At 35.9% G+C, this 22,436-nt stretch carries 24 protein-coding genes; 12 read left to right on the top strand and 12 right to left on the bottom strand.

Features of this window, described 5'->3' with window-relative positions; all coding sequences use genetic code 11:
* Positions 1-107 precede the first annotated feature (107 nt).
* The 10 genes from JNL75_02185 (at position 108) to JNL75_02140 (ending at position 7,265) form a co-directional block, all read left to right on the top strand.
* Complete coding sequence (locus tag JNL75_02185) at positions 108-731, top strand: hypothetical protein (GenBank protein ID MBL7788626.1); 624 nt, start codon at positions 108-110, stop codon at positions 729-731.
* Positions 732-822: 91 nt separating this feature from the next.
* Positions 823-2,451 carry an L-glutamate gamma-semialdehyde dehydrogenase gene (gene pruA, locus JNL75_02180; protein MBL7788625.1) on the top strand — a complete coding sequence of 543 codons (1,629 nt, stop codon included), beginning with the start codon at positions 823-825 and terminating at the stop codon, positions 2,449-2,451.
* A gap of 70 nt (positions 2,452-2,521) precedes the next feature.
* A complete protein-coding gene (locus JNL75_02175; GenBank protein MBL7788624.1) occupies positions 2,522-2,911 on the top strand; it encodes a cytochrome c maturation protein CcmE in 390 nt (129 codons plus the stop codon).
* A gap of 132 nt (positions 2,912-3,043) precedes the next feature.
* Positions 3,044-3,469 carry a hypothetical protein gene (locus JNL75_02170; GenBank protein MBL7788623.1) on the top strand — a complete coding sequence of 142 codons (426 nt, stop codon included), beginning with the start codon at positions 3,044-3,046 and terminating at the stop codon, positions 3,467-3,469.
* Positions 3,470-3,477: 8 nt separating this feature from the next.
* On the top strand, positions 3,478-4,071 hold the full coding sequence (locus tag JNL75_02165) for a hypothetical protein (GenBank protein MBL7788622.1): 594 nt from the start codon (positions 3,478-3,480) through the stop codon (positions 4,069-4,071).
* A complete protein-coding gene (locus JNL75_02160; GenBank protein ID MBL7788621.1) occupies positions 4,046-5,032 on the top strand; it encodes a hypothetical protein in 987 nt (328 codons plus the stop codon). The genes JNL75_02165 and JNL75_02160 overlap by 26 nt, the downstream gene beginning before the upstream one ends.
* Positions 5,022-5,528 carry a hypothetical protein gene (locus JNL75_02155; GenBank protein MBL7788620.1) on the top strand — a complete coding sequence of 169 codons (507 nt, stop codon included), beginning with the start codon at positions 5,022-5,024 and terminating at the stop codon, positions 5,526-5,528. The genes JNL75_02160 and JNL75_02155 overlap by 11 nt, the downstream gene beginning before the upstream one ends.
* The gene (locus tag JNL75_02150) at positions 5,525-6,043 is read left to right on the top strand and encodes a molybdenum cofactor guanylyltransferase (GenBank protein MBL7788619.1); all 519 of its coding nucleotides are present in this window, start codon (positions 5,525-5,527) and stop codon (positions 6,041-6,043) included. The genes JNL75_02155 and JNL75_02150 overlap by 4 nt, the downstream gene beginning before the upstream one ends.
* A gap of 48 nt (positions 6,044-6,091) precedes the next feature.
* A complete protein-coding gene (fdhD, locus tag JNL75_02145) occupies positions 6,092-6,922 on the top strand; it encodes a formate dehydrogenase accessory sulfurtransferase FdhD (GenBank protein MBL7788618.1) in 831 nt (276 codons plus the stop codon).
* Positions 6,912-7,265: a hypothetical protein gene (locus JNL75_02140; protein MBL7788617.1), complete on the top strand. Its 354-nt coding sequence runs from the start codon at positions 6,912-6,914 to the stop codon at positions 7,263-7,265. Before fdhD ends, JNL75_02140 begins: the two co-directional genes overlap by 11 nt.
* Positions 7,266-7,408: 143 nt before the next feature.
* Here JNL75_02140 and atpG read toward each other — a convergent pair whose 3' ends face one another.
* The 6 genes from atpG to atpB form a co-directional block, all read right to left on the bottom strand.
* Positions 7,409-8,287, bottom strand: coding sequence for an ATP synthase F1 subunit gamma (gene atpG, locus JNL75_02135; protein ID MBL7788616.1), 879 nt, complete (start codon positions 8,285-8,287; stop codon positions 7,409-7,411).
* A 75-nt stretch (positions 8,288-8,362) separates the two neighbouring features.
* Positions 8,363-9,943, bottom strand: coding sequence for a F0F1 ATP synthase subunit alpha (locus JNL75_02130; protein ID MBL7788615.1), 1,581 nt, complete (start codon positions 9,941-9,943; stop codon positions 8,363-8,365).
* A gap of 4 nt (positions 9,944-9,947) precedes the next feature.
* Entirely contained in the window at positions 9,948-10,478 is a 531-nt protein-coding gene (gene atpH / locus JNL75_02125) for an ATP synthase F1 subunit delta (GenBank protein MBL7788614.1), read from the bottom strand.
* 6 nt (positions 10,479-10,484) lie between these two features.
* Complete coding sequence (gene atpF / locus JNL75_02120; protein MBL7788613.1) at positions 10,485-11,003, bottom strand: F0F1 ATP synthase subunit B; 519 nt, start codon at positions 11,001-11,003, stop codon at positions 10,485-10,487.
* A gap of 85 nt (positions 11,004-11,088) precedes the next feature.
* A complete protein-coding gene (gene atpE / locus JNL75_02115; GenBank protein MBL7788612.1) occupies positions 11,089-11,292 on the bottom strand; it encodes an ATP synthase F0 subunit C in 204 nt (67 codons plus the stop codon).
* A gap of 38 nt (positions 11,293-11,330) precedes the next feature.
* Entirely contained in the window at positions 11,331-12,446 is a 1,116-nt protein-coding gene (gene atpB / locus JNL75_02110) for a F0F1 ATP synthase subunit A (protein MBL7788611.1), read from the bottom strand.
* 152 nt (positions 12,447-12,598) lie between these two features.
* Here atpB and JNL75_02105 point away from each other — a divergent pair, with 152 nt between their 5' ends.
* Positions 12,599-12,934, top strand: coding sequence for a Spy/CpxP family protein refolding chaperone (locus JNL75_02105; GenBank protein ID MBL7788610.1), 336 nt, complete (start codon positions 12,599-12,601; stop codon positions 12,932-12,934).
* A 135-nt stretch (positions 12,935-13,069) separates the two neighbouring features.
* Here the strand turns inward: JNL75_02105 and JNL75_02100 are convergent, their stop codons facing one another.
* Positions 13,070-14,128 (bottom strand): class I fructose-bisphosphate aldolase, encoded by a 1,059-nt coding sequence (locus tag JNL75_02100; protein MBL7788609.1) that lies wholly within the window; start codon positions 14,126-14,128, stop codon positions 13,070-13,072.
* Between the two features lie 577 nt (positions 14,129-14,705).
* Here JNL75_02100 and JNL75_02095 point away from each other — a divergent pair.
* Positions 14,706-15,353 carry a hypothetical protein gene (locus JNL75_02095; GenBank protein MBL7788608.1) on the top strand — a complete coding sequence of 216 codons (648 nt, stop codon included), beginning with the start codon at positions 14,706-14,708 and terminating at the stop codon, positions 15,351-15,353.
* A gap of 62 nt (positions 15,354-15,415) precedes the next feature.
* Here JNL75_02095 and JNL75_02090 read toward each other — a convergent pair whose 3' ends face one another.
* From JNL75_02090 to JNL75_02070, 5 genes are read right to left on the bottom strand one after another with little or no spacing between them, the layout of a single operon-like run.
* A complete protein-coding gene (locus JNL75_02090) occupies positions 15,416-17,203 on the bottom strand; it encodes a gliding motility-associated C-terminal domain-containing protein (protein MBL7788607.1) in 1,788 nt (595 codons plus the stop codon).
* Entirely contained in the window at positions 17,200-18,369 is a 1,170-nt protein-coding gene (locus JNL75_02085; GenBank protein ID MBL7788606.1) for an insulinase family protein, read from the bottom strand. The genes JNL75_02090 and JNL75_02085 overlap by 4 nt, the downstream gene beginning before the upstream one ends.
* Positions 18,370-20,382: a CapA family protein gene (locus JNL75_02080; GenBank protein ID MBL7788605.1), complete on the bottom strand. Its 2,013-nt coding sequence runs from the start codon at positions 20,380-20,382 to the stop codon at positions 18,370-18,372.
* The gene (locus JNL75_02075; GenBank protein ID MBL7788604.1) at positions 20,360-21,031 is read right to left on the bottom strand and encodes an NAD-dependent epimerase/dehydratase family protein; all 672 of its coding nucleotides are present in this window, start codon (positions 21,029-21,031) and stop codon (positions 20,360-20,362) included. Before JNL75_02075 ends, JNL75_02080 begins: the two co-directional genes overlap by 23 nt.
* A 56-nt stretch (positions 21,032-21,087) precedes the next feature.
* Complete coding sequence (locus JNL75_02070) at positions 21,088-22,395, bottom strand: HlyC/CorC family transporter (protein MBL7788603.1); 1,308 nt, start codon at positions 22,393-22,395, stop codon at positions 21,088-21,090.
* Positions 22,396-22,436 lie beyond the last annotated feature (41 nt).

Raw genomic sequence — 22,436 nt, 5'->3', positions numbered from 1 at the left:
TGTCTAAAACTAATATAAGAGCACAAATTTATAGTAATTCGCCGAATAAACTATTTATTTTTTATAGTCCAAAATTAAACATTATTTTTACTATTAAAACTTGAATCATGGATATTCCAAAATTTCTCATTTATCTACATGCGAGCCTTGGGGGAGCAGCCTTAATAGCAGGTCTCGTGGCGGCATTTACGGTCAAAGGCAGTAAAATTCACAAGAAATCTGGTTCCGTTTTTCATCATACTATGGTGGCTTCAGTCCTGATTTCTCTAGGCATAGCGCTAATTCCCTCTCATTTCAGCCCTTTTTTGTTCGGAATAGGTGTCTTTAGTCTGTATAGTGTCATTAGTGGTCGAAGATGTCTAAAGGTTTTGAAGCCTAGTTTCAATATAACAATTGATAAAATCCTAGCTATTGGACTGATACTGAATTGTTCCCTCATGATAGGACTTCCAATTATCGTAAATGGCGAGGTAAATATAGTATTGACTGTGTTTGGCATTTTTGGTCTTTTAGCTGGAGTAAGGGATTTAAGGGCATTTAAGGATTTCGAAAAGTATAAAAAGGAGAGGATAAAACACCATATCAATAAGATATCTGGTGGCTACATAGCTGCTGTGACGGCATTTTTGGTTGTAAATGAAGTTTTACCTGGGTATTGGTCGTGGTTTACCCCTACGATTATTGGCAGTATCTATGCTACGTATTATAATATTCAATGGCGCAGAAAATAGGATTTTATCAATTCTTAAATATTGAATTTAGGTTTATCCTCTAATTTTATCCTTTAATTTTGAATTAATCGAATTTTAAATATATTAAACTATGTCATTAGGATTTTACAAAGTACCAGCTGCCAAAAACGAACCCGTAAGAGCATACGCCAAAGGCAGTGCAGAGCGCACAGCCTTGCTTGCTGAAATTTCACGACTGAAAAAAGAAACTATCGAAGTACCTATGATTATAGGAGGCAAGGAAGTATTTACTGAAGATAAAATAAGACTGAGTCCTCCCCATGAGCATACCCACACTCTTGGTCATGCGTCCAAAGGCACAGCCAAGCATGTAGAGCAAGCTATCGAGGCAGCTCTAGCTGCTAAAGAGAAGTGGGCAGCTATGCGGTGGGAACAACGATTGGCTATATTTATGAAGGCTGGAGATTTATTGCGGACGAAATATAGAAACACCGTACTCGCTGCTACCATACTGGCTCAGAGTAAAAATGTATTTCAAGCTGAAATCGATGCTGCCTGTGAATTGATAGATTTTTTGCATTTTAATGTAGAATTCGCAGCCGAAATATATGGTGAACAACCCTACAGTCCTGATGGTATGTGGAATAGACTAGAATACCGACCACTTGAAGGCTTTGTATTGGCAGTCACTCCATTCAACTTTACCGCTATCGCTGGCAACCTGCCTTCTAGCGCTGCTATGATGGGCAATACCGTTGTATGGAAGTGTGCTAATTCTCAAATCTACTCTGCTCATTTCCTTATGAAATTATTTATGGAAGCGGGCATGCCTGATGGTGTGATCAATTTGGTATTTTCTGGTGGAAAAGATGTCGGTGAAGTTTGCTTCAAGCATAGAGACTTCGCAGGGGTTCATTTTACAGGTTCTACGGGTGTATTTAATGGTATGTGGAAAGCAATTGGAGATAATATCAATAACTATAAATCATATCCAAGGGTTGTAGGTGAGACAGGTGGCAAAGATTTTGTGTTTGCTCACCCGAAAGCAGATGTACATGCCTTTTCTACTGCCTTGACTCGAGGGGCATTTGAATACCAAGGTCAGAAATGTAGCGCTGCTTCGAGAGCGTATTGTCCTTCTTCACTTTGGGATACGGTGAAATCAAACTTAACTAGAGATTTGAAAGAAATCAAAATGGGTACGGTAGAAGACACCTCCAATTTTGTGAATGCAGTGATAGATGAAGCTTCCTTTGACAATATTGTAAACTATATCGAAGCAGCAAAAAAGTCTGGTGATGCCGAAATTATCTTGGGAGGTGGATATGATAAATCGAAAGGCTATTTCGTGGAGCCGACTATCATTCTGGCAAAAAATCCTCAATACACTACGATGTGCGAAGAAATTTTCGGACCAGTATTAACCATTTATGTTTATGAAGATGAAAAATGGAGAGAAACTCTGAAAATAGCCGATCAGACCTCGCCTTATGCCTTGACAGGTGCCATCTTCTCTCAGTGCAGATATGCGATAGAAGAAATGACTGAAGCATTGAAAAATTCGGCAGGCAATTTCTACATCAATGATAAGCCAACGGGGGCTGTCGTAGGTCAACAGCCATTTGGCGGTGCTAGAGCTAGTGGCACCAATGACAAAGCTGGCTCTAAACTCAATCTGTTGAGATGGGTCTCAGTGAGAACAATTAAGGAAACATTTAATCCGCCTGTGGACTATAAATATCCGTTTTTGGAAAATTAGAGAATCGAATTCATTGACAAGAGGGCAGATTAAGCAATTACAAATTAATAAACAAGAAAGGCTTCAATTTATGAAAAAAATACATATCATAGGACTTATCATCATAGCCATAGCTATCGGATTTATTTTCACTAAAAGTGATGAATACTCTACCTACGCTGACTTCGATACGGCAATGGATAATGCCTCAACGGAATACCACATTGTAGGTCGATTGAATAAATCGAAGCCTCAGACCTATAATCCGCAAATAGATGCCAATCATTTTGAATTCTATATGGTCGATGAAAAGGGTGTAGAGTCTAAAGTGATTCATAAAGGCACCAAACCTGATGGCTTTGACCAAACAGAAAAGATAGTGGTAGCAGGAAGTTATGAGGATGACCATTTCAAAGCTAGTCAAATCCTCATGAAATGTCCAAGTAAATATGTGGATGAGAATAAGGAAGTGAAAAGTTGATTTGAAAATAGATTAATTTGAAAATTATTCGATTTGAAAATTGGAATGTGATTATGTGGTGATGTGATAATGTGAGAATTTGCAGATGTATTGCTCTGTGACTTTGTTTCTTTGTGGCTAATAAATTATTGAATGAGGTTTGGTTTTTTATTTTTTCTTATTATATTTATTTCTATTGACTTGAATGCTCAGAAGAAGAGTAGTAAAACAAAGCAAAAAACTAAGAAAGGGGACATCATAGTATGTGGGCCATACCCTATCGCCCTAGAGTTTCCAGGTGGGGATAGCGCATTAATTGATTTTACTAGAGAAAATTTCAATTATACGAAACTGAGTTTTGATTCAGGTGAGATAAAGCCAACGAGAATTATAATTTGTTTCGTTGTAAAAAGAGATGGTTATGCTAAATTTAAAGAAGTAAATCTTTCAAAAAATGTTTCAATAATTAATGAAGTTAAAAATTTAATTGAAAAAATGCCAAGATGGAAGCCTGAAATAGTTAATGGTAAAACCGTAGATTGCGAGTTTGAACTTCCAATTTTAATATCCCATTATTGAATAAAATTATGCAAAAAACTATTTCCGACCATCTTGAAAAATTTTACTACGACTATAACCTTGGCGCTGAAGGTGGGAATCAATTGAGTTATGTTACTCTAGAAATTTTTAGTTTTTTCAAGATTTATATTCCCAATTGGGATAATAGAAGAAAAGCAGTTTTGCGTCATGATATACATCACTTATTGACTGGCTATAAGAGTGAACTGCTGGGTGAATTTGAGATTGCAGCTTGGGAAATCGCATCAGGATGCATGAATTATTTTGCTGCTTATTTGCTAAACTCGGGAGGTTTAGTCGCAGGTATTCTCATATACCCTAAGCCGACATTCAAGGCATTTATAATAGGTTGTAGGACTAGCAATTTATATCAACAATGCATAACTGTTACAAAATTGAAGCAGTCAACCATAGAAGAAATTAAAACCCTAATTGGATTAGACCCTTTACCAAGCGCATCACTACCGAAAATAAGTGAAATTTGTAAATTAATTCTGCATCTAGCGGTGGCTATGATTTTGAACTTCATTGTGTTTATATTTTCACCACTCTTAATGATTTACAATTTATGGATGTATGGAAAAAAAATATTCAGAGCATAAAGAAACTATTCTACGACTGACCTACTTATGGGCATTTGCCGAAGGCGGTCTCGGTGGAATGATGCATCTTTTGCATATTCCTATGACAGGATTTTTGATAGGAGGTATTTCCGTTATCATCAATGTTTTTATCGCAGCATATTCTAAGGGAAATGCAAGAACTATGCTCAGTAGCCTAGGACTTGTACTTTTATGTAAATTTGCACTCAGTCCGCATAGCCCATTGGGTGCTTATGTTGCCGTTAGTTTTCAAGGCATTTTAGCACTTCTCATATTTTCAATTATTGGTGTCAATCGACTTTCGATTTTGCTTTACGCTATCCTAGTTATGCTAGAAAATGCCATTCAGAAACCACTCATGGCTTACCTTATATTTAGAGATGAGTTAATACAAGGAATCAGCATTACGGTAAATAAATTTTTTAAGAATCGTCAACTTACAGAAAACTTTTTATTTGGTTTGACCTCTATTTATTTCGGAATCTACACGATATGGGCTTTGATTATTGGTCATTGGGCATATGCATTTCTTGGTAGTATAGAAAAATTTAAACTAGACTCCTCCATACTATTAAATCAAAGACAATTGCCTTCAGAAAAACCGAGAGGCAATAAAAAGGTTATATGGGTTATCATGACATTTTCCGTGATTTTTTTCTTTCTATTTTTCTATTTCTCCTCTGTCAAAGTACATTGGACAATTTATGCTCTGAAGGCATTTACTTGGTTTCTTATATTGGCACTCATTCTCCCTTTTATATTGCGATTTATACTGCAGTATTTTAGCAAAAGATCAGAATCAAAGGTTCTACATTCTTTATCATTAATGCCTGCAATTAAAGAAAATATGAGAAGAAGTTTTGAATTCGTGTCCAAAGACCATGGTTTTGCTAAAATACGCAATTTCATGTTCTACTCTATTTACCTCAACGTATTTCATAGTCCGCAGAATGAGCAATAATATTTTTATTTTATCAGCTCCTATACGAAGTGGCAAGACGACAGCTCTTATGGAATTTTGGGAAGGGAGCTCTACTCGTTTCGACGGTTTTATTACTCCAGATATTGATGAATCTCGCAAGCTAATTCTTTTGGATACGGATGAAGAACTTCCATTTGAATTGGATGAAGCCGATGAAAAAAATGCTATTGCTATTGGTAAGTTTTTCCTCAGTAAATCTACTTTTAATTTGGTAAAAAACAAATTGCAGCAACTTCATAAAACTCCTGCCAGTTTGATTATTATAGATGAACTAGGAAAATTGGAAATGGACGGAAAAGGCTTTGAGCCAGAGTTAGGAGATTTTATTCAAAATTTTAAGGGAGCATCTTCGAATAAGACACTCATTATTGTCATACGAAATACCCTACTTGCGGCAGCTATTGAGAAATTTAAACTAGAAGATGCTGCAATACTTTCTTTGGATTTGTTTATAGAAAAATTTCTAGAATCGTGAATGGACTAGTATTAGCTGGAGGTTATTCTACTAGAATGGGCAGTGACAAAGCACTCATCGACTATCATGGTATGCCCCAATATCAATATGTCTATGGTATGCTAGAAAAATATTGTGATAAAGTCTTCATTTCTGCAAAGGAAAACAAATATGCATTACCTACCATACTAGATTTATCTCAATATGAAAATATTGGTCCTATTAATGGGATACTCTCTGCATTTAAAAATGAGGAAACAGATTGGTTAGTAGTAGCTATAGACTATCCATTGTTCTCAGATGAGCACATTTTAAAATTATTAGTACCTACCGATACCATAGCGAATGTTTATTTTAATCCAGAGACGGGTTTTTATGAGCCTTTTCTAGCATTATATAAAAAAGCATTTAAAGGAAGTTTAGTAAGTCAAATTGATTCAGGAATAAACTCTCTTCAAGCCATTTTAAGAACCCTGCAAATCGCAAAAATTGTTCCTAAAAATCTTGAAGTTATTAAAAGCATTGATTATACTTAAGAACGAGTATTATTCAATTAGTTATACTATTTTCCCGATATTTGAACTATGAATTCTACCAAAAAGGTATCTATTTCTAAATTTAAACAAGGACAGTTTCTTGTGAAGGAAGATGTTTTAGCAGTAGAAGAACCATTGGAGATTAGCCTACATTTTATTGAAGATGGAGAAAAGAAAAGACAATCTATTTCCATAACTATGCGCACACCGGGTTATGACGTAGAGTTGGCTTTAGGATTTTTATATACAGAGGGTATTATTTCTAGCTATGACCAAATTGAAAAAACCAATTCTTTTGTAGCAAATCAAATCAATGTTCATTTAAAAGAAGATACCAAGATTGATCTTGAAAAATTAAAACGAAATTTCTATACAACCAGTAGTTGCGGAGTTTGTGGCAAATCTTCTATAGAGGCCATTCACACCATAGTCTCTGAACATAAACCATCATCAAACGATTTAATCAAACTTTCGCCTTCTTTATTACTTTCATTAAAGGATAAAATCAATGAACACCAGTCCAATTTCAGTCAAACTGGCGGAATACACGCCTCTGCCCTTTTTAATTTAAATGGTAAAATCATCTCTATATATGAAGACGTAGGCAGGCATAATGCCTTAGACAAATTGATTGGTCACCATCTCATAACAAATAATCTAGACTTTAAAGATATGATTCTACTACTCAGTGGTAGAGCTAGTTTTGAGTTGATTCAAAAAGCCATCATGGCAAAGATATCTATTATATGTGCTATCGGAGCACCATCATCTTTGGCAGTCGAATTGGCTAATGAATTTGGGATAACTTTGATAGGATTTTTGAAAAATGACTCATTTAACATTTATAGCCAATCACATAATATAAAACATGAAAATTAGAATCAAAGACAACACCGTGCGCTTTCGGCTTGTAAAAAAGGAAGTCAAACAACTCTCAGAGCTAGGCTGGGTAGAGGAAAAGACGGAATTTCCAGAAAATAATTTTATGTACAGGTTAGAAGCCAAAGAAGGAATCCAAGAACTTCAAGCACAATTTGTAGACGACAAAATAACGCTATTCCTTCCTAGCCAAGAAGCTAAAATCTGGAATGACACCGATAAGATTACCTATAAAAATAGTTTTGGGAATCTCCTTTTGATATTGGAGAAGGATTTTGTATGCCTAGATCATACTGACGAAGACCAAAGCGATAATTATGCAAATCCGAATAGCAGTTGCTAGATACGAGTTTTAAAAGAAAGCGAAAACAAGTGAGCTTATTGAAAATTCACCACAAGGAGCACAAAGATTGCACAAAGGATACAAGACTTTGATCGAAAATTCCGTGATTTCTGTGTATTCTGTGAGAGATAATCAGTGATAGACTAAGCTTCCAATGCCGCTGCACCTCCTACGATCTCCAAAATCTGGTTGGTAATAGACGCCTGACGAGCTTTGTTATACTCGATCTCAAGACGCTTAATGAGGTCAGCTGCGTTGTTAGTCGCACTATCCATAGCTACCATTCGCGCTCCATGCTCAGAGGCATTATTATCTAGCGCAAATCTATGGAAGGTAGTCTTGATAATTTTTGGTAGCAACTCTTCTAATAGCTGTGCTTTACTAGGCTCGAAGATATAGTCTGCTTTGCTAGCACCAGCAAAAGTTTCAGCCTTGGCTATCGGCAAAAATTCTTCTGTTTTGAATTCTTGAACAGCTGCATTTTTAAATTTAGAATATATCACCTCCACCTTATCATAATCCTTGCTTAAAAAAGAATTAACAATAAATTGAGCTATTTTAGCAGACTCTTCAAAACTAAGTTTGGTAAACAAGGTATAAAATTCATCATTCAAATCATAGCCCGAACGCTTAAAAGCATCAAAAGCTTTCTTACCTACTGGTAGTATGGTAATATTAGATTTAGGTAGGTCTGCGTACTTTTCTTTTAAAACTCTGTTAGCTGCTTTTAGAAGATTGGAATTAAAACCACCGCAAAGTCCTCTATCTGAAGTAAAAACAACGACTAATACGTTCTGAACTGGTCTCACTTCATTGAGTCCTAAGGATAATTCAGACATATCTGTTGTAGCCAGAATATTATTCATCACCTCTTGCAATTTCTCTGCATAAGGTCTCATCTGCGTAATTGCAGTGGTCGCTTTTTTCAACTTCGCTGCCGATACCAATTTCATCGCCTTGGTTATCTGCTGCGTCGATTTGACCGATTTAATACGTTCTCTTACTTCTTTTAATCCTGCCATAACTTAGTTTCAAGTTTCAAGCTCCAAGTTACAAGTGCTTATCAATACTAGCAACTAATAACTAGTAACTTGTATCTAGTTCTCGTAATTTTTTAATACAGTCTTAGCTATTTCTACTACTTGTGGACCTACTTCATCTATGCCCTTCGTTCTCAATGATGCCAAAACATCCGCATGTGATTTTTCTAATGTATTTAAGAAATCGTCTTGGAAAGCACGAACCTTATTGATAGGCACATTTCTTAAATAATTATTAGAAGAAAGATAAATGATAGCAATTTGCTTCTCAACAGTCAGTGGAGAGAATAAATCTTGCTTCAATATTTCCACGTTTCTTGCACCTTTGTCCAAAACAGATTTCGTAGCTGCATCAAGGTCAGACCCAAACTTAGAGAATGCTTCTAGCTCTCTATACTGCGCTTGGTCTAGCTTCAATGTACCAGAAACTTTTTTCATATTTTTGATCTGTGCATTACCACCCACACGAGATACAGAGATACCTACGTTGATAGCTGGGCGTACACCTGAGTTGAATAAATTAGACTCTAGGAATATCTGACCGTCTGTAATCGATATAACATTCGTAGGGATATAAGCTGATACGTCACCCGCCTGTGTTTCAATAATAGGAAGTGCAGTCAATGATCCACCACCCTTGATTCTTGACTTCAATGAATCTGGGAGGTCATTCATATTCTTAGCTACCGCATCATCTTTTACTACCTTAGCTGCTCTTTCCAATAATCTGGAGTGAAGATAGAATACGTCACCTGGATAAGCTTCACGTCCCGGAGGTCTTTTCAAAAGAAGTGAAACCTCACGATAAGCTACCGCTTGCTTTGATAAATCATCATATACAATCAATGCTGGTCTTCCTGTATCTCTAAAATATTCTCCAATAGCACAACCTGCGAAAGGAGCGTAGAACTGCAATGGAGCAGGATCAGCAGCCGAAGCCATAACTACAGTGGTATAAGCAAGAGCACCATTTTCTTCTAAAACTCTCACAATATTAGCAACCGTAGAAGCCTTTTGACCACAAGCTACATAAATACAATATACAGGCTCACCTTTATCATAAAATTCCTTTTGATTGAGGATAGTATCGATAGCGACAGAGGTTTTACCCGTTTGTCTATCGCCAATAATCAATTCACGCTGACCTCTTCCTATAGGAATCATAGAGTCAATAGCTTTGATACCTGTTTGAAGGGGCTCATTTACAGGCTGACGAAAGATAACACCTGGAGCTTTTCTCTCTAAAGGCATATCTAAAAGTTCACCACTGATAGGACCTTTACCATCTACTGGCTGACCCAAAGTGTTTACAACTCTACCTACTATACCCTCTCCTACTTTGATAGAAGCGATTTTGCCTGTAGATTTAGCCTGATCTCCTTCTTTAATACCTTCTGAAGGACCCATCAATACAAGACCGACATTGTCTTCCTCAAGATTTAGAGCTAAAGCTTGTGTACCATTGGCAAATTCTACAAGCTCACCCGCCTGAACGTTGTTCAATCCGTAAACACGAGCGATACCATCACCTACTTGAAGCACGGTACCAACATCTTGTAATGATGAAGATAAATTTACATTAGAAATTTGTTGCTTGAGCAATGATGAAATTTCATCTGGTCTAACTGCTGTGGACATATTATTAGTTTATTAAATTATTTTTTAAAGTTTGCAATTGGGTAGATATGCTATTATCTAATATTTTATTGTCAAATTCCAATACGAAACCACCTACGATTTCTGGATTGACAATATTTTCTATTTCACACTTCCTGTCTCCTAGGAATTTACTTGCAATTTGAGATTTCTCATTGTCTGATACCGCAGTAGCTGTGGTTAATTTAACATGAGTTAAATTTTCGGACTGATTGATAAAGAAAACAACCGCTTCACAGATAGAAGCTAACTGTCCTATTCTTCCTTTTTTAATTAATAGACGAAGGAAGTCTAAGGTTTCTGGTTGAAGCTTGCCTGAAAACAATTTCTGAACCAAGTCATTCATGAGGGTAGCAGAAATCGTTGGGTTTTTGATAATATCTTTAAATTCTGCATTCTCTGTAGCCAAAGATTGAAGAGCCATAACATCTGCCTTGATACTGGCAGTGTTTTTCTTTTCAGTGGCTAGGCTAAATAAAGCCTTGGCGTATGGAATACTATTTTTTTCTATAGCCATTGATTCTTAATTTGAAGATAGTGATTCGTTCACCAACTTAGTTACCAAAGACTGCTGAGAAGCATTGTCATTCAATTTCTCTCTTACCAATTTTTCAGCGATTCCTATAGAAATAGCACCTACTTCTTTCTTTACTTCATTGATAGCAGCTCTTTTCTGATTCTCTATTTCGCTTTTTGCTTGCTCTAATAGTCTAGCTGCATCTTCTTTAGCTTTTGCCATTTCGGTACTTCTAAAGGTATCCGCATCATTTTTAGCTTCTAGTAGAAGTTTATGTCTTTCTTCTCTGGCCTCTTTTAATAAGTCGTCATTCTGAGCTTTCAATGCTTCAAACTCTTGTCTAGCCTTCTGAGCGGATAATAATTCGTCTTCGATTTTCTGATTTCTAGCTTCGATAGAACTTACGATAGGTTTTACCGCAAATTTTCCAGCGATTATCCAAAAAATTACAAATGCTAATAAAGTCCAGAATGTATATCCTAAATCTGGAGTTATTAAGCTCATGGCGTCGAATAATAATATCATATATCTTTAGTTTTTACTTTACCATTTGGTGAATTAAATACGGGGCTTGGCAATCCCTTGCCCCGCATTAGTTTTTCTTGGGAGATTATTTCATCAAGAAAGAGAAGATAATAGCGATCAAAGCTGCACCTTCTACAAGTGCCGCCATGATAATCATGGCACCTCTGATTTCACCACTAGCTTCTGGTTGACGAGCAATACCTTCTACGGCTTTGCCACCTATCAAACCAATTCCTAATCCAGCGCCTACCGCTGCTAATCCACATCCAATTGCTGCAATTCCAGTCATTTTTTTGAGTTTTAATGGTTATTTAATATGAAAATATTTTAATGATGAGCGTGTTCTTCTTGAGCTATTCCTATAAAAATTGAAGTCAGTAGTGTAAAGACATAAGCTTGTAGAAAAGCTACGAACAACTCCATCGCATTTACAAAAATCAATAAAGGGATAGCAATCAATCCACCAGTTAATGAACCGCCAACACTCTCTCCTGCTTTGCCTAAGATGAAAACTAAGCTAGCTATACTCAATACCGCTATGTGACCTCCGGTAATATTTCCGAAGAGACGCAGAATCAAGGAAGCTGGTTTAATGAATAAGCCTAAAATTTCTATTGGCGTTAAAATAAGTAATAATACTTTAGGAACACCTGGCATAGCGAATACGTGAATCCAATAATCTTTTTTTGCAAAAAAATTGATTAGTATAAAAGCCAAAGTCCCTAATACTAAGGTAAAAGAAATATTTCCAGAGACGTTTGCACTACCTGGGAAAATAGGAATAAGTCCTAATAGGTTATTAATAAGAATAAAGAAAAATACACAAACTAGGAATGGGGTAAACTTCATATAGTTCTTGCCGATATTTTCTCGAGCGATATCATGCGCTATAAACTGAAACAATGGCTCCATTAGACTCTGTAATCCAATTGGTGCTTGATTCGCTCTCTTAGAGTAAGCCTTTCTGACTAAGAAGAAAATGACGAACAAAATGAACATACCTAAAAGCATGCCGAACACATTCTTTGTAATGGAAAAATCAATGATATGACTTCCATCCACAGGGTGCACACGGCTATGTTCCATTTTATAGCCATCCACCTCTACGGTGCCTTCGCCATGATGGGCATGAAATTTGGATGATAGTGTGGTAAACCAATTTTTCTTATCCTTATTGTAGATAATAACAGGTAATGGCAATGAAGTATGGCCTAAAATATGAAACTCATTCGCATCAGCTATGTGATGCATAATGAGTCCTACTGGATCAAATGTTTTACCATGTGCATCAGTAGCTTCAGCCGCTGAAACAGGAGTCGCAGCCGGTGTTGCTGTTACGACTTTTGAAGCGGTATCAACTATAGCATGGACTTCCGATGAAGCCAAGGCAAAAAAACTGAAAATTACCGAAAATAAAAAACTGAAAATCAATCTATTAATCATCTAAGCTGCCTTTAAAATATTTATCTTTCTAAAAAGCGCTGCAAAAGTAAGGAATTTAATCTTAACTTTTGGAATAATTTTACCTGAATTAAACCTAAAATGCAAAAACCTATCCAAGATTTAAAATTACTCAACTTTTAAATTTAACATGTATGAAAAAGCTTATTTTAATTCTGTCGATCACATTTTTATCAAACGTAATACAAGCTCAGGATAAGCCTGCAAAAGGACAAATCTCAGCAGAAGAAAAAGCCAAACTTAAAGAGATGAGAAAGGATCTCAATCTCACAGAAGAACAAAAAGCCAAACTTAAAGAGATTCACAAAGAAGCTAAGGCAAACAAAGAAGCTAGAAAAGCTATGTCGAAAGAGCAGCGAAAAGCAGAAATGCAAGCTACAAAAGCTAAGGTAGACTCCGTTCTCAACAATGAGCAAGATGCGAAGATGTCAGAAATCAGAAAGAAGAGAAGAGAATACCGAAAAAACTAGGCATTTGAAAGTTGGCAAATACAATGAATAAACACGAATAATTCAATGCAGTAATTCACAGTTTATTCACATGAATTCACATAAAAAAAGGACTGTTTTTCAACAGTCCTTTTTTTCTAAAGTTTCGAACCAAAATTATGCAATCGTGACTTTTTTATCTAAATATACATCTTGGACAGCATTTATTAGCTCTACTCCTACCTTCATATCTTTCTGAAAAGCTTTTCTACCAAGAATTAATCCTTGACCTCCAGCTCTTTTATTAATAATAGCTGTTTCAATAGCTTCAGCCATATCCGAAGCACCTTTTGACTCACCCCCAGAATTGATCAAACCCGCACGACCCATATAACAATTTGCCACTTGATATCGGCAAAGGTCAATAGGGTTATCTGATGTCAATTCAGAATAAACCTTGTCATGTGTTTTTCCATGTTTGGTCGCTTTGTAACCACCATTATTTACAGGTAATTTCTGCTTGATAATATCAGCTTGAATGGTAACGCCTAAATGATTTGCCTGGCTGCTCAAATCCGCAGAAGCATGATAATCCACACCGTCTACTTTAAATGCATTATTTCTGGTATAACACCATAAAACCGTAGCCATGCCCAATTCATGCGCATATTCGAATGCCTCTGCTACTTCTACGATCTGTCTTCTGCTTTCTTCACTGCCGAAATATATGGTAGCACCTACCGCCACTGCGCCCATTTCCCAAGCACTTCTGATAGTCCCAAACATCACTTGATCATAGGTATTTGGGTAACTCAGGAACTCATTATGATTAATCTTAACGATAAATGGAATTTTATGTGCATATTTTCTAGCGACAGAGCCTAATACCCCATAGGTAGAGGCCACCGCATTACAACCAGCTTCTATCGCTAGTTTTACTATATTTTCACTATCGAAATAAATCGGATTAGGCGCAAAAGAAGCGCCAGCACTATGCTCAATTCCTTGATCCACGGGCAATATACTCATATATCCTGTATTAGCTAATCTACCATTTCCATATAGTTGCTCGAGGCTTCTTAAGGTAGGAATATTGCGATTGCTATGTGACCAAATTTCTGAGACAAAATCTCCACTTGGCTTGTGTATCAAACTTTTATCAATAGCTGGTTTTGAAAAGTTTAGTAATAGGTCTGCTTTTTGATCACCTATTAGAGATGCATAATTCTGGCTCATGAAGGAAAATTTTTGGGCAAAATTAAAGAATTTGAACATTTAACTTAGAATAATTCATAAAACCTCAGATAAAAACGCAGCTTCGAGGTCGCTTTAGATAATTTAGGGTCTGCTGAAAAATTCAGAAGTGCGACAAATACGAGCAATCAAGCCGAAGTTGTATAGACATACTGCGAGGTGAATACCGTAAGCGTATTAGTAATAGTCCAATGTCGCATGGCTCATTGTACTAAACAAATACTGCTACGGCATTTACCATAGCAAGGTATTAAAATGGGTTGGACCATTTTAAAACCGCTATTGGTAGAAGATGGCGAAGTAGCTGGTGTGCTTCTGAGTAGCCTAAAAATCTTGTCGGTAAATGCAAGATATTTGGGCGTGAACTCTAGTAAACTTGTTTTTACAATTTGCATTTTCAGGGGGAAAAGTTTTTGCAATCTTTTGGCTATCCATTGTTTTGGCGTTTTTCAGCAGACCCTAATTTAAATTTATATAAGCTTTTGTCTAGCCTTAAATTATACCAAATTAGTTACTAATTCGTTTCTACTTTTGAGGCAATAAAAAATTAAAAAAATCCATGCGTATTCCTAACATCATTCTTATTACTTTAGCTTGTATAATCCTTGCTTGCAAGGAAAATCCTTACAATCATACTAGCGAATATCTGAAACTAAACCTCGGTGCCGACAATTTGACTATTCATAAATCAAAAGATTCTGTCATTATCGATATTTATTATAATATTCCTCCTCTCATTGGATTTGACTTCCAATCATCCTCTGCTGCACTTCAGTTCATAGATACAGCTGGAGAGATCGTTAAAAAGAACTCCATTGAACAGGTAAAGGTCAAAATTCACGCTAATCAGCAAGTCACGGAATATAACTACCCGATTGCAGACCTTAGAATGAATCAAATCGGAATGAACTTAACCGCAAATTTTTTACAAAATTTTCTAGGTGGACGAAATCAGCACAACGCTCGCTATGTAGACCTCGATAAGATTTCATTAGAAGAATTATTTAAACTCAATACAGTGAACGAACAAATTCAATCTACTGCCACTATTACGGACGTTACTTTCGATGGATTTAGCTCGCATGCATCAGAACCACAAAATATAGAATTTAGAGGTAGCTTACAAAGCGAAACTGAAACCTTTCCATTTATCGCTCAATATGATAAAAATAAGAATAAAATTTTCTATTTTGGGATTAATGAATAATTCGTTATTACGAATTTCTTGATAAGTCTATTGAAAAACTAGCAATTTAACGGGTCCTTTGCTTATCTCAGTAAGGTAAAGGTGCCTGTCTTCTCCACCTTTACTCCATCATTGCCTAGATACGACACTAAATACACATAGCTATCCTCAGAAGCTAGTTGTCCACTGCTAGTATAGCCATTCCATCCGAGATTAGGATCATTGGATTCGAATATTTGTTTCCCCCAGCGATTAAAAATTTTCATATTGAAAACCGATGAATTAAAAAAGAACATCTTCGGTTTGAAAACAGGAGTTACACCATTTATTTTAAAGGCATTTGGCATCCATAGAACTGTACGCATATCGATACATTGACTAGGAGAGATCATGGTAAAGGAGCTATCATGAATAAACCTCAAGGTATCAAATTTATAATTGATGACCAATCTGTAACAAAATTTGCCCTCGGTCTGATAATAATTTTCAGTATTATGTTCATAATTAAAGTCTGATATACTAGGTTCTGCTATTTTATTATAGCTCATGCCATCTGTAGAAAAATATAATTCATACTTAAGCTTTGAATACAGAATAGAATCATGAAAATAGGCTTTTGGCCACTTTAATTCAGTTTTATAAAGCCCTATTTGATTGATTGTCATAAAATTCGTAATTACTTGTCCTCCAGCACTTTTATTATTGCACAAATCTTCATATCTCACTCGGTATGCTACTGCTTTGGATGATTCCCCAAAAGAATCTAGGAAGGAATAAAAACCATTCCCTTCAGATTCATATTTTACTTTTTCTATAGTTCGAAGAACAGAACCACTCCGTGGATCTATCACCAATAAATCAAAAGATTTAGGAATAGCGTCTAGTGAACAATACCATCGTACACGTATCTTATAATTATCGATATAACTAGCACTTAAAGCCTGAAGGAGCTCAGGAACCTGAGATTTACTCGATACAAAACAAAGCTGATTTGAAAAAGAATGTATGGTAGGCTCGCTAGGATGCAGGGCTTTAATACGAATACACAAGGTATCGCCAAATAGGAAGTCTTTATATCGAAAGGTCCGTATAGAAGAGTCTGTCGTAGCCACTAATTCTTCTGCTCCACTATTCTTTTTGATATAGACTTCAAAATTTTTTACTTCGTCATTAGGACCCCAGCCCTGATATTTAGTCCAGGCAATTTCAATCTCATCCTCACAGGGATTGCTCGCAAGACTGAGAAAAACCGGTCTATGTCTAAAAATAGGAGGAGAAAGTCCCTTTTCACCACAGGCACTCAATGAGCCGACCATATGTCCAGTATATACCCCTGAACTGGCTTGAAAGGAGGAGTCTATGTATTCTGTTTTTTCGCGTCCTATTACGGTATCTATAAAGGACGAACCAAAATTAATTAAGACATAAGCCCAGATTTTTTTTTGGTCGAGAACTGGTAGCCATTTATAAACGGGGAAATTATTTTCAATAGAAATAGCGAGTAATCTAGGATAAGGCATAAGCGTATCGCTCAAGGTGTCAGAGAAAGAACTAGAACCCGCACAATTATACTTGGAGGTCATGTAGTAATAATTGGTACTACTGGCATTAATACCTAGATGATTGTAGGTAGTGGTAGTTAAGTTAGTAATTGTAGTGAGTAAGGTATATGGTCCAGATTTAGTTGTCGCATGATAAATTTCAAAATTTTGAAATGCTCCACAAGTCTCGTTGGGATCTTTCCATTCTAATTCATTCGAAGCACCTCCAGCAGTTTTTCTTGTAACACATGTCAGAATAGGAGCTTTGTATTGACCAAGTAGTTCAAATACTAAACTGTAAAACAAGACAAGAAAAAATAACTTTTTCAATACACAACAGATTTTGAATAGGTATTTATATCAAAAATAGTAGGATCTATGGAAATGGATTTAGATTTTGGAATACCTTCCAATAAATTGATCCATTGACAATATTCTGTGTAGTTGTACCCGAGCTTAAACATTCGTACCTTATACATAATTTCTTGTAATGATTTTTCAGAGTTTTTTGACCATTGACTATAGTATTCTTTGGCTGCTTCGCCGATTTTTAACCTTTGCTCCTTAGATAAACGCTCAAAAAGCTCCGATATTGCTTTGAGTGATTCGGGGACATTCTTCATGTCTGTTTCAAATCCAATATGCAAAACAGAAACATCAAAAAAGTGATTTAGATGCGCGTAGACACCATAAGTAATGCCCATTTCGACCCTCAGTAATTTCATTAATGCAGACATATAATATCCTCCAAGAAATACCGTCATTAATTCCAAAGTTTGAAAGTCTTTGAAAGATTTTCTTTGAAAAATTTTCCCAAGTCTTACTGAAGCCTGAGAACTACCCTCCAACTTTTTTTCCATAATACCAGGTGAAGTATGGACTAATCTTACCCTTGGCTTTTTTTGATTTTTTTGCAGTGGATACTTCTTAATCTCAGAATTTATGATCTTTTGGGCTATAGGAATATCGTCACCTGCTAAAAAAAATTCTGGCCTTTGAATTTGTATATGAGTAGCATAAAAATCCTGAATCTGATCTATCTGAATATTTAGATAATCGGAAGGTTGACTATAATAGCCATAAGGATGATTCCATCCAAATAAGTGCTCTGAAAGGAGTTTATCTGCCCAAAAATCTGTTTGCTTTTCTTGTTGTTTAATATTATCTATCACTTGATGTCGCACTATTTCCCAGTGATTTTTTAAAAATTTGGATTGAAATAGAATTTCAAAAAAAACAGGGATTGATTTATCAATAAACTTCGCTTGACAATGAAGCTGAGCAGTGATATGCGTGGGAGTAGAATAGACCTCAATTTGGATACTATATCTGTCTAAATACTCATGAAGTTTTTTACTAGATCGTGCTAAGGTAGCCTTTTTCATCATAGCGGTCACGGATTGAGTCAAGCCTCGCTTTGACTCCGAAACTCGCCCTACAGGAAACAAAGCTACCATTTTGAATAGTTGACATCCTGGTTCAGAAATGATATGCATCTAATAATTGGTTTTTACCGTAGTCCGGACCCCATCAGTATATTTAACTAAAATAGCATCTGGATGACCTTTTGCTTTGATACTTTTTAATAACTCGATGGCCAAGAGTTTAGAATTGGTGCGACCTATGTAATACCTATAAAAACCATCCTCATACCTAATCTCATATCCTGTAAGATACGGGTACTTATCTAGGTCTATTGGTTTCTTGCTAGAAAGGGTAAATATTTGCACCAGAAAATATTCTTCAATATTACGAACCGGTAAATTTCCTTCACGAGTAGCTTCTGCTTGGGTATAAACTCCAGATTTAGGAATAGGCTTATATTCTGGTGCCTTTACTATTTCTGGTTGGGGATTATAGGTAGATTTATAATTTGGATTTAGACTCGCCTGAAACATACTATCTCGTCTTCGTAGACTATCTTGTTTCTTTTTCTTAAGCATTTTTTTAAGTTCTGCAATACTATCTACTACAATAAATCGCTCATTGTATTGACGGATAGAATCTATAACAAATTTTTCTCTAGCAGTAAGCACTCTGACTCTTTCTCGCTGATAGTGCTTATGATTGGCTTTGATATTGACTATACCTCTAGGAGATAACTCATCTTTAACACCGTACAATTCAATGGTATCCCTTACATTTTCACTTTGTTTTTTCCTTGGCTTCTTTGGATACATATCCCAAATATCCTCGTATGGAATATCTAGCGAACCATGCGGTGGAGGTTTAGAACCAAAGAGTTTGACATATTCATCTACAGCCTTTTCCTTAACTACTTCATTGATTTTATCTTGTTCGCGCATGAGCGTCTTTCTGATAAATGCAGTTTGCTCCACATTCTCTACTATTCGATCGTTAAAGTCATAATGAAGTTCTGGTATTTTATCAAAAAACGCATATCTCAAATCAGTTAAAGCCACTTTCATTGTAGAATATTGAACTATATTTAAATTTACATCTTCTATATGCTTTTCCTCTATGTTTGAAATAGGCAATACCGCATACCGCTCATGATCTATGAGAGTCCAAATGGGAATGAAACCCATATCATGTGTCGTAACCCTTTTCGTAGCCTTATCTTTCCGCAATACAATCTCTACCACTGCGGATTTATCGCGTTCTCTTTCATTAGATTCTGCATTAAAATAACCTATATTATCTACATGTAACTTTAATGAACCATCAGAATAAGTCAGTAAATCTGCACTTGTGAAAGCTTCACCACCTCCAGTTCCTATTACTATATCTATACCCATATTGAGTAGCTCGACAACTTTACCTAGCTTCAAAGAGTCTTGCCCAGCCCAATCAATATATGCTATAACATATTCAGCTAACATGGTATCCTTGGACTTCTTTACGTCTCTTTGTATAGAATCCAAATGGAAAAAACTGACCTGATGAGAAGGCAGGTCTAAGAGTACAGAATCGCAAGAATAATTGAGAAACGCAATTCTCATATCCTTTTTCTCTAAAACTAAAGGAAAATTAGATTTCTTATCGAGAGTATCTTTATAAGAACCTACTCTAAAGATATCCGTATAATTTAGCTTTTTTAAAGTCATTTGATTCAGGTGCTCCCTATCCGTTAATGCATCGGCATTTGACATCATCAAAACATTGAATCCGGTGTATTCTAATTCTGCCAAAAACTCATCAGGGGCACTATTTGGGAACGTAGTAATATTGGCTCTATTGGGAAAAAAAGAACGCAGACTACCTACAACATAATCTGGATAAAAGAACAAAGGTTTTACCTGTCTGAACCAGCTTCGATAATTGTACTGACCAGTCTTTGTATGGGCATATTTTTTTAGCAGCTGACTTTTATGAATCAAGTCTCCGCACAACATTATTTTCAAATAATGAGCAGTAGTGTCGGCGATGAGATCTTTTTCATACTCAATAGAAGTATTGCGTACAGACATTTTTTCAAACTGCGCAGATACATTTTGTGCTAAGAAAAAAAGTATAAAAGCAATACTATTTCTTAGGAAAAAAGTCATGAATACTTTTATTTGAATGAATAAAAACTCCTTTAGAGCTAAGTTTAGCGTTGTGTATCATAGCCCTAGCTAACTGGTTTGCTGGCATTCCTTTTATATTTTTCAAGAACCCGACCATCAAAAAATTAAACATCCTCAATACAAACTGTACGATGGACTCCCAAAATCGAAAATCAGAGCGAGGACCTATCAACACATAGGGTCTAAATATATGTAACGATTCAAAACCTACTTTAATGAGGGCATTCTCCGTTCTTCCTTTTAAAGATAAATATGTAAACCAAGAATTAGGACTAGCACCAGATGAGCTTATATAAAGGAATTTATTTACCTTATTGTGGTGAGCAATTTTCGCGATATTAATGCAATAATCAAATTCAACTTTTTGGTATTCTTCAGATTTCGATGTTTTTGATTTCGTAGTTCCCAGACAATAGTATAGGTGATCACAAACAAAAACATTCCAATCTTTATGTATATCCCGAAAATCTACGATTTTTGTCTCTAACTTCTCATGTTCGAAATCCAAATATCTTCTGACAACAAGAGTCACCTTACTGTATAAATTGTCTTCAAGTAGAAGCTTAGTAAGTTCCGCTCCTACCAATCCATTAGCTCCTACCACTATTGCATGTAATTCCTTTGACATAAGTATGCGAAGTTAAGAAGAATTTACCTACAGATATATTAAAGAAATCCACATTATTATCCCTTGAGCTTCACCTCTACTAATTCAGGACTTTTGCGGCTCATTGTTAATATCTTGTAATGATAGTGCTCATCTTCAAAAATCTCTCCTTTTTCAGGAAGTTCAGGGCTTAAGGAAGCAATGTAACCAGATAATGTCTCATAAGTTTCATCCTTTGGGATTTCATATGGCAGTTGCTCATTAATATCATCGATACTATTGAGCGAATACACACGATAAGTATTTGCATCTAACCTTTCTACTATATTAATTTCTTCATCATGTTCGTCTTGAATATCTCCCACTAACTCTTCCAAAATATCCTCCATGGTTATAATCCCTATGGTAGCGCCAAATTCGTCTACGACGATTCCGAATTCTGTCTTATTCTTCTGAAAAGAGCGGAGCACATCCATAACACGCTTATTTTCATTGATAAACAATACATCTCGTTTGATTTCACTCACCTTCTTCGACTGCTTTTCAATTAAATTTTTCAAAATATCCTTTGAGTGCACCATGCCTATTATATTATCTAAGGAAGCATTGAAAACAGGATATCTCGAATAACCCTGCTCCAAGACTATACGAGAAGCTTCTTCGATAGAAATTTCGACAGGAATTCCCACTACTTTTGAGTTATGTACAAAGATTTGTTTAACCAATCTGTCATCGAAATCAAAAACATTTTGAATCAGCTCTCGTTCACTGTCCTCTATAGCTCCACCTTCAGCACTTTCAGAAATAATTAATTTCAATTCTTCCTCGCTGTGAACCAATTCTTCATGCATACGCATTCCCATAGCTTTTAGAAAAAGGTTAGCGAGACCATTCATAAAGGAAATTAATGGTAGGAAAAGTGTTCTGAAAACTTTTAGAGGAGCTGAAATAAATAGTGTAGTTTTTAAAGGACTTCTTATGGCAATAGATTTAGGAATCAATTCTCCAAAAACAATATGCAACATAGTGATAATGAAGAAACCTATCGGTAGGGCGAATTTATCAGAAAGAGTTTTTGCTTGAATAGGATCAATAAAACTCAAACTTGACAAAACACTATGAATGAAATGCTCCATTGTTTTTTCGCCTACCCAACCTAAAGCCAGCGAAGCCAAGGTAATACCTAGCTGAGTAGCAGCGAGATAGCCGTCTAAATGCTGCACAATGTGCCTAGATAGTTTGGAAACAAAACCTTTTTCTAAAGTCTCTAATTGAGAGCTACGAACCTTAACAATAGCAAACTCTGCTGCTACAAAAAATCCATTGAGAAATACTAAAAAAAGAGTGAGAAAAATATTGGAGTAACTCAGGGGTTCGGGGTCCATATAGATTTAATATAGAATTATTTATAGCAAATATAAACAAA

The sequence above is a fragment of the Chitinophagales bacterium genome (assembly GCA_016787225.1).
In the GTDB taxonomy this organism is placed as follows: Bacteria; Bacteroidota; Bacteroidia; order Chitinophagales; family JADJOU01; genus CHPMRC01.
The sequence above is the reverse complement of the archived record's forward strand: the minus strand, read 5'-3'. Positions and strand labels throughout refer to the sequence as shown.

Bases quoted from the DNA above. Each gene is read 5' to 3' on its own strand.
- JNL75_02185 (MBL7788626.1), top strand. From the start codon at position 108: ATGGATATTCCAAAATTTCTCATTTATCTACATGCGAGCCTTGGGGGA.
- pruA (MBL7788625.1), top strand. From the start codon at position 823: ATGTCATTAGGATTTTACAAAGTACCAGCTGCCAAAAACGAACCCGTA.
- JNL75_02175 (MBL7788624.1), top strand. From the start codon at position 2,522: ATGAAAAAAATACATATCATAGGACTTATCATCATAGCCATAGCTATC.
- JNL75_02170 (MBL7788623.1), top strand. From the start codon at position 3,044: ATGAGGTTTGGTTTTTTATTTTTTCTTATTATATTTATTTCTATTGAC.
- JNL75_02165 (MBL7788622.1), top strand. From the start codon at position 3,478: ATGCAAAAAACTATTTCCGACCATCTTGAAAAATTTTACTACGACTAT.
- JNL75_02160 (MBL7788621.1), top strand. From the start codon at position 4,046: ATGGAAAAAAAATATTCAGAGCATAAAGAAACTATTCTACGACTGACC.
- JNL75_02155 (MBL7788620.1), top strand. From the start codon at position 5,022: ATGAGCAATAATATTTTTATTTTATCAGCTCCTATACGAAGTGGCAAG.
- fdhD (MBL7788618.1), top strand. From the start codon at position 6,092: ATGAATTCTACCAAAAAGGTATCTATTTCTAAATTTAAACAAGGACAG.
- JNL75_02140 (MBL7788617.1), top strand. From the start codon at position 6,912: ATGAAAATTAGAATCAAAGACAACACCGTGCGCTTTCGGCTTGTAAAA.
- atpG (MBL7788616.1), bottom strand. From the start codon at position 8,287: ATGGCAGGATTAAAAGAAGTAAGAGAACGTATTAAATCGGTCAAATCG.
- JNL75_02130 (MBL7788615.1), bottom strand. From the start codon at position 9,943: ATGTCCACAGCAGTTAGACCAGATGAAATTTCATCATTGCTCAAGCAA.
- atpH (MBL7788614.1), bottom strand. From the start codon at position 10,478: ATGGCTATAGAAAAAAATAGTATTCCATACGCCAAGGCTTTATTTAGC.
- atpF (MBL7788613.1), bottom strand. From the start codon at position 11,003: ATGATATTATTATTCGACGCCATGAGCTTAATAACTCCAGATTTAGGA.
- atpE (MBL7788612.1), bottom strand. From the start codon at position 11,292: ATGACTGGAATTGCAGCAATTGGATGTGGATTAGCAGCGGTAGGCGCT.
- atpB (MBL7788611.1), bottom strand. From the start codon at position 12,446: ATGATTAATAGATTGATTTTCAGTTTTTTATTTTCGGTAATTTTCAGT.
- JNL75_02105 (MBL7788610.1), top strand. From the start codon at position 12,599: ATGAAAAAGCTTATTTTAATTCTGTCGATCACATTTTTATCAAACGTA.
- JNL75_02100 (MBL7788609.1), bottom strand. From the start codon at position 14,128: ATGAGCCAGAATTATGCATCTCTAATAGGTGATCAAAAAGCAGACCTA.
- JNL75_02095 (MBL7788608.1), top strand. From the start codon at position 14,706: ATGCGTATTCCTAACATCATTCTTATTACTTTAGCTTGTATAATCCTT.
- JNL75_02085 (MBL7788606.1), bottom strand. From the start codon at position 18,369: ATGCATATCATTTCTGAACCAGGATGTCAACTATTCAAAATGGTAGCT.
- JNL75_02080 (MBL7788605.1), bottom strand. From the start codon at position 20,382: ATGACTTTTTTCCTAAGAAATAGTATTGCTTTTATACTTTTTTTCTTA.
- JNL75_02075 (MBL7788604.1), bottom strand. From the start codon at position 21,031: ATGTCAAAGGAATTACATGCAATAGTGGTAGGAGCTAATGGATTGGTA.
- JNL75_02070 (MBL7788603.1), bottom strand. From the start codon at position 22,395: ATGGACCCCGAACCCCTGAGTTACTCCAATATTTTTCTCACTCTTTTT.